The sequence below is a fragment of the Pseudomonas sp. genome (genome assembly GCF_037994325.1).
Lineage (GTDB): Bacteria > Pseudomonadota > Gammaproteobacteria > Pseudomonadales > Pseudomonadaceae > Aquipseudomonas.
The window spans coordinates 1-6,230 of record NZ_JBBNAH010000645.1 but is presented as its reverse complement, the minus strand read 5'-3'; the positions used below and the strand labels follow the sequence as shown (position 1 = coordinate 6,230).

Below are 6,230 nucleotides of genomic sequence, written 5' to 3'. Positions count from 1 at the left end.
TTGTTCATAGGCCAGCCGAATGCCCGACTCCCCCGCCGTCGAACCGCCCGCTTGCAGCTTGTCGATGGCCGCACGAATTTTGCCCTTTTCGCTGCCCGAAGTCGGCGGCAGCACCACGCTGGAGTCCCCGGCGTACACCACCAGCGAGACTTTATCCTCGCCGCGCAATTGCTCCACCAACAGTTTCAAAGTGCTCTGCACCAGCGGCAGGCCGTCGGGGCGGTCCATGGAGCCAGAGACATCGACCAGAAATACCAGGTTGGCTGGCGGCATGGCTTGGCTTTGCAGGTCAGAGGCCTTGATCGCCACTTTCAGCAAACGGCTATTGGCGTTCCACGGCGTTACCGCCAACTCGGTGCTGACGCCAAACGGCGTATTGCCGGCCGCCTGTGGGTAGCTATAGGGAAAGTAATTCACCAGTTCTTCCAACCGCACCGCTTCGCCTGGCGGCAGCTGACCACGATTAAGAAAGCGGCGCACGTTGGCGTAGCTGCCGGTGTCGACGTCGATGCTAAAGGTCGAGACCGGCTCTTGCGCTACCGCGTGGATGGGGTTGTCGGCGAGTTTTTGGTATTGCTCGCGGTACTCGCTTTGAAAGTCCGCCGATTGCGTATCGCGGCTAGGCGCTGGCACAAGCATACGTCGCGGGGCCACGGCGGCCGGCGCGTAGCTGGCGTTAGGGTCGGCCTTTTTCAATTCGGCAGGTTCTGCCTGTTCAGCCAATGAGGCGTCGGCGTAGACCACCGGTGCTGCGGGCATTGGGGCGTTTTTTGCCACCGCCGAGTCCGACTCCTTCACCGAGCAAGCGGTTAACGCCAGCAACAAACCACCAGCAAAACCATAGAGCAACGGCGTACGGGATAGAGCGAAATAGTGAGCCATGGTGGCGTCTCCTGTGGGTCCATTCGCAGGGGTAGACGGTGGAGTTTTGGGATTGGGGTTAAGCGGGGGTGAAAAATATTTACGCGGGTTGGGCGGACGTGATCATGTCGAGATTCTGGGTTCCCGCCTGCGCGGGAACGACGGAGATTGCTCACACATGCACCGTCATTCCCGCGAGGGCGGAAATCCAGCATCGTAAGTCGTGCGCCGACTAGAGAAGGTTCGGCGTCTCCTGGCACAACTGATTGGCCAGCATGCCAAGGGTCATGATTGCCCGCTCCGATTCCCTATTCCACGGTATCCCGCAGTTCAGCCGCACGCAGTGGTTGAACTGCTCGGTGTTACTAAAGATCAGCCCCGGGGCGATGCTGATGCCTTGTTGCAGGGCACGTACGTGCAGGTCTTTGGTGTTGACCCGACGCGGCAGGCTGACCCACAGAATAAAGCCGCCCTTAGGCCGGGTGATCTGCGTGCCTTCGGGGAAGTACTGCTGCACCGCCAGCTGAAAGGCGCTGAGGTTTTTCCGGTATTCGTGGCGGATATAGCGCAGATGGCGGTCGTAGCCGCCGTTTTCCAAATACGCCGCCACGCCCATTTGCGTAACGCTGCACGCCGAGTGGGTGGTGAAGGTTTGCAGGCGCTGGATATCGTCCTGGTATTTGCTGGCGATAATCCAACCCACGCGCACGCCGGGCGACAGGGTTTTCGAAAAGCTGGAGCAGTACAGCACGCGCCCTTCGCGGTCGTGGGATTTCAGCGCTTTGGTCGGGCCTTGTTCGAACAACAGCTCGCCGTAGATATCGTCTTCGACAATATGGAAATCAAATTCGCGGGCCTGGCGCAGCAGCTGCTTTTGCCGCTCTTCAGGGATGGTGCCGCCCAGCGGGTTGCTTAGGCGCGCAGTCAATACCAAGGCTTTGATCGGCCATTGGCTGGCGGCCAGTTGCAGGGCTTCGAGGCTGATGCCGGTGCCGGGGTCGCTGGGGATTTCGATGACTTTCAGTCCCAGCAGGTCGGCCAGTTGCAGCAAGCCATAGTAGGTCGGCGACTCGGTGGCGATCAGGTCGCCCGGTTTGGTCAGCACCCGCAGGGACATTTGCAGCGCATCCACACAACCGTGGGTGATCACCACTTCGGCGGGGTCGACCACCACGCCGGCGTCGCGCATACGAATGGCCACCTGGCGGCGCAGCGGTTCAAAGCCTGGGCTGAACATATAGCTGAACGCGCGCGGGCTCTGGAAGCGGGTGACCTTGGCCAACTGCTGATGCAACGCGCGCACGGGCAGGTAATCGACATGGGGCACCGCCGCACCAAAGGGGAATACACCCTCGCGGCGTGCTTCGGTCAACACTTGATGAATGATGGTGCTGCGGGTAACCAGTCCGGGGCGCTCGACCCGGGCAATATCCGGCGTGGCAGCCGTTAGCGCCGGGGTTTGATGCACATAGAAACCCGATTGCGGACGCGCACGGATCAGGCCCTGGTCTTCCAGGTTGGCGTAAGCCTGCAACACCGTCGCATGGCTGACATTCAGTTGCGAACTCATCTTACGTACCGACGGCACGCGCTCACCCGGCTGATACACGCCACGGCGAATATCCTCGGCCAATTGTTGGGCGATACGTTGATAGAGCAACAGACTGGTCATGGCAGCTTCCTGGTTACCTGAGCGCGAACACCGATACAGTAGCGAAACAGTTTAGAACTGAACCGGCACAGTTTGGGTTTTTGTTTTGCATACAGAACAGGACCGGCCGACGGATGATCCGTAGGGTGTGCTGTGCGCACCAAGGCGCCAACATGGATACCGCTTGGTGCGCGCAGCACACCCTACGGGCACCTGTAGCTTGGGTCGGTCCGCGCTCGTTGAGCGCAGCGAAGCTCAACAGACTGCGCGCAAGAAAAAGCCCCGACACTTGGCAGCAATCGGGGCTTGTTCAGTACGGGCGACACTACCGATCCGAGCCCAACTTGCCCTGGTCGTCGGAGAACACAATTTCCACTCGGCGGTTCTGCGCTCGGCCACGCGATGAGGCGTTTTCGGTCACGGGGAAGTCGGCGCCATAGCCGGCAACCTGGATGCGTTTTTCGTCGATACCCAGGTCGACCAAGGTATCGGCCACGGCTTGAGCGCGGGCTTTAGACAGCGTGAGGTTGTCCTCGGCGCTACCGCGGTTGTCGGTATAGCCCTCAACCCGCACCACACGGCGTGGGTTGAGTTGCAAGAACTGCACAAGCTTTAGCAAGGTGCGGTTGGCCGACGGTTTCAGCTCGGCGTCGCTGGCATCGAACAGCACATCGCCCAAGGTCAGCACCAAGCCGCGATCCGTCTCGCTGGCCGCCAGGTTGATCTGCTCTTCCAGCCATTTGCCCTGCTGTTGCACGCTCACCAATTTGGCTTCGCGCAGGTTCAGTTGCAGGCGTTCAAGCTCCATCTGCAACTTGCTCTGACGCTCCTGGTTGACGCTGAGCTTGGCGTGCTCGGTGGCAATCGCGCTGTAACGCTGGCTGAGGTAGGCGTAATGCTCCACATCGGAATCGCTGCCCCAGTAGGTGGACAATCGATCGGCGCGTGACAGCGAATCGCCGGCGCGAATGACATCGCGCGGGGCATAGCGCAAGGCGTTGGTGTCTTCTTTAACTTTCTGGAAGCTTTCGCGGGCGGCTTCCAGGCTTTGTTCGGCATCAGGCTTGGTGGCACAGCCAGCCAACAGCGCCAGGCCCAATAGTGCGATGGGCAGACGGCAGGAGCGCGTGATCATTGCAACGCCCCCAGTTGTTTCTGTAGACGTTTAATGCGGGCGTTGAGGTCAGCCAACTGGGTTTCGCTTTTGGCGGTCAACACCAGCCCCTCGGCCAAACGCGCGTCCAATTCAGCTTGTTCAGCTAAGCGGCGGGCGCGATTGAAATCTTCTTCGGCCATATTCTTTTGCGCGAGCGCCAGCTTTCGTTCTGCCTGGACCATCTCGGGAATCTGCTCATCGGCGCCTATGGCTTTGGCTTGCGCGACCGCCTGTTCAGTCAGGCGCATTTGCTCGTCTGGCGCGGGGTCTTTGGTACAACCGAGCAAGGCCATAACGACCAGGCTGGTTGCCAGTATGCGTCTATGAATCACAAAAAATTCCTACTGTTTCGGGGGAGTCGCCGGTTGCAGTTGTTGCTCTGCCCACAGCTTGAGGTTGTGCTGCAGCAGGGCTTGCGGCGCGCCAGAGGCGGTCAATTCTGTCATCTTTTTAGCCAGTTGTCCGCGCAGCCACGGCTCGTTACAGGCCGAGTTGAACGACAGCGTCAGGTACAGACCTTCACTGGAGATGGGCGGTTCCAGGGCTTCGAGATCGGCGGCCATGCCCAGAGTTTCGGCCAAGGCCAAACCTGGGTAACGCTCGTACAGCACGTAGTCGGTGCGCTCGAGCAACAGCTTTTGATAGGCCTGGGTCAGGCTTGGCACGGTTTCCAGGCTGAGGTTGTCTTTGGCGAAATGGTCAAAGGCCTGACCAAAACTGTTATTCACCAAGGTGCCGCCGGTGTGCAGGCGCAGGTCTTCCCACTGGGTATAGGGGAAACCTTTGCCGCGTTTGACCCAAACCACGCTGGTGGTTTCAAGAAAGGCCGGATGGATGTAGTCCATCACTTCCAGGCGTGGCGTGGTGAGAAAAGCACCGGCGATCATATCGACGCGGCCAGTACGCACTTCGTCCTGAGCGCGGGACCACGGGCCGGTGTAGATCACGTCGATATTCACACCCAGTTCTTTGCCCAACTGCTTGAGCAGATCGGCGTTGGCGCCAATCAACAGCTTGGGGTTAGCTGGGTCGCGCCATAAATAAGGCGGGTATTCGGGGTTGCCGGTGGCCACCAGACGTTCACACTTTCCAGCGGCAGCACTCACGCCCGGCAAGGCGGCGAGCAACAACAGCGCGATAAAGTGAAGGCGTATCAGCATCAGCGGGTTCCCGAACTGATCGTTGGTTGGGGTGGCGGGCAGTAGCACAGCGTCATGCTAGCTTAGACGAATTGAAATAATTATTGGCGATAAGGACGGTCCATGAAAAAACTAGTCGTTGGCTTTGCGATCTGTGTGGCAGCAATTGCCGCCCTGCTCTACTTTTCCCCCGCCACCTTGATGGCCACCGCGCTATTTGCCGAGCGCCAAGCGGCACATCTGAGCAGCGAACAGATCACCGTTGGCGATCTGAGCATTCACTATTACGAAGGCGGCCCGGCCAGCGGCGAAACCATCGTGATGATCCACGGCTTCGGCGCCAACAAAGACAACTGGCTGCGCTTTGCCAAGTTCTTCACCGAGCGGTACCACGTGATCGCCCTCGACCTCCCGGGCTTTGGCGACAGCAGCAAACCCGATGCCAGTTACGACGTCGGCACCCAGGCCGAACGCGTGACCGCGTTTGTCAAAGCGCTGGGCCTGAGTAAGGTGCACCTGATCGGCAACTCCATGGGCGGCCATATCGCTGCGTTGTATGCCGCCCGCCATCCCGAGCAAGTGCTCTCGCTCGCGCTGTTGGACAACGCCGGGGTTACCTCGCCGAAGAAAAGCGAACTGTATGAAATGCTCGAACGCAACGACCCCAACCCGCTGGTAGCCCGTGACGCGGAAAGCTTTGCCAAGCTGGTGAGCTTTGTTTTTGTCCAGCCGCCGAGCGTACCGGCCAATGTGCAGCGCTACATGGCGGAGCAGGCAAGCGCCAGAAGTGAGCAGAACGACAAGGTGTTCAAGCACTTGCGCGAACGCTATATCCCGCTGGAGCCGGAGCTGCCGAAGATTCAGGCACCAACCTTGCTGTTGTGGGGCGACAAGGACCGCGTGCTGGATGTGTCGAGCATCGAGGTAATGAAGCCGCTACTGAAAAAGCCCAGTGTGGTCATCATGAAAGACTGCGGCCATGTGCCAATGATTGAGCGGCCGGAGGAAACGGCGCAGCACTATCAAGCATTCCTGGACGGCGTAAAGGGCTGATTTGCCCCCTCGCCCACAGCCATAACACGCCAGGTGACGGACCAAAACAGCAGCGCGGCCAAACTAACCGCCGCGCCAAGCAGGCATACGCCCTGCCAACCAGCAGAGGCGTAGACCGCTGTGGTGCCGATTGCCCCCAGCCCACTACCCAGCGCATAGAACAGCATATATAGGCCGATCAACCGGCTGTGCGCCTGCGGCTGGGTGCGGAAAATCATGCTCTGGCTGGTGACATGCAACGCCTGGCCGCCGAGGTCGAGCAGCACGATGCCGAGCAACAACATCGTCATCGACTGCTCCATCAGCGCCAGCGGCCACCACGCCACGAGCAACAAAACCAACGCCGCTGCGCTGGTGCGCTGCCCATAGC

Annotated in this window: 7 protein-coding genes; 1 reads left to right on the top strand and 6 read right to left on the bottom strand. The window is 59.8% G+C overall.

Annotation, left to right across the window (positions count from 1 at the left end):
• The 5 genes from AAAB16_RS21315 to AAAB16_RS21295 all read right to left on the bottom strand — a co-directional run.
• The coding region (locus AAAB16_RS21315) for a von Willebrand factor type A domain-containing protein (protein WP_340665131.1) at nt 1-882 on the bottom strand (882 nt) is incomplete at its 3' end.
• Between the two features lie 211 nt (nt 883-1,093).
• A complete protein-coding gene (locus AAAB16_RS21310) occupies nt 1,094-2,533 on the bottom strand; it encodes a PLP-dependent aminotransferase family protein (protein ID WP_110614945.1) in 1,440 nt (479 codons plus the stop codon).
• Between the two features lie 304 nt (nt 2,534-2,837).
• Nucleotides 2,838-3,647 (bottom strand): OmpA family protein, encoded by an 810-nt coding sequence (locus tag AAAB16_RS21305; protein WP_340665130.1) that lies wholly within the window; start codon nt 3,645-3,647, stop codon nt 2,838-2,840.
• Entirely contained in the window at nt 3,644-3,961 is a 318-nt protein-coding gene (locus tag AAAB16_RS21300; protein WP_340665132.1) for a DUF4398 domain-containing protein, read from the bottom strand. The genes AAAB16_RS21305 and AAAB16_RS21300 overlap by 4 nt, the downstream gene beginning before the upstream one ends.
• 48 nt (nt 3,962-4,009) lie before the next feature.
• The gene (locus AAAB16_RS21295; protein WP_340665129.1) at nt 4,010-4,828 is read right to left on the bottom strand and encodes a transporter substrate-binding domain-containing protein; all 819 of its coding nucleotides are present in this window, start codon (nt 4,826-4,828) and stop codon (nt 4,010-4,012) included.
• 102 nt (nt 4,829-4,930) lie between these two features.
• On the opposite strand from AAAB16_RS21295, the gene AAAB16_RS21290 reads away from it, so the two are divergent.
• Nucleotides 4,931-5,860 carry an alpha/beta hydrolase gene (locus AAAB16_RS21290; RefSeq protein WP_340665128.1) on the top strand — a complete coding sequence of 310 codons (930 nt, stop codon included), beginning with the start codon at nt 4,931-4,933 and terminating at the stop codon, nt 5,858-5,860.
• On the opposite strand, the gene AAAB16_RS21285 is transcribed toward AAAB16_RS21290, so the two are convergent.
• Nucleotides 5,830-6,230 (bottom strand): MFS transporter (locus AAAB16_RS21285; RefSeq protein WP_340665127.1); only part of this gene is annotated, 401 nt, incomplete at its 5' end. The two genes, AAAB16_RS21290 and AAAB16_RS21285, sit on opposite strands and share 31 nt — an antisense overlap.

Bases quoted from the DNA above. Each gene is read 5' to 3' on its own strand.
- AAAB16_RS21300 (WP_340665132.1), bottom strand. From the start codon at position 3,961: ATGGCCTTGCTCGGTTGTACCAAAGACCCCGCGCCAGACGAGCAAATG.
- AAAB16_RS21290 (WP_340665128.1), top strand. From the start codon at position 4,931: ATGAAAAAACTAGTCGTTGGCTTTGCGATCTGTGTGGCAGCAATTGCC.
- AAAB16_RS21295 (WP_340665129.1), bottom strand. From the start codon at position 4,828: ATGCTGATACGCCTTCACTTTATCGCGCTGTTGTTGCTCGCCGCCTTG.
- AAAB16_RS21310 (WP_110614945.1), bottom strand. From the start codon at position 2,533: ATGACCAGTCTGTTGCTCTATCAACGTATCGCCCAACAATTGGCCGAG.
- AAAB16_RS21305 (WP_340665130.1), bottom strand. From the start codon at position 3,647: ATGATCACGCGCTCCTGCCGTCTGCCCATCGCACTATTGGGCCTGGCG.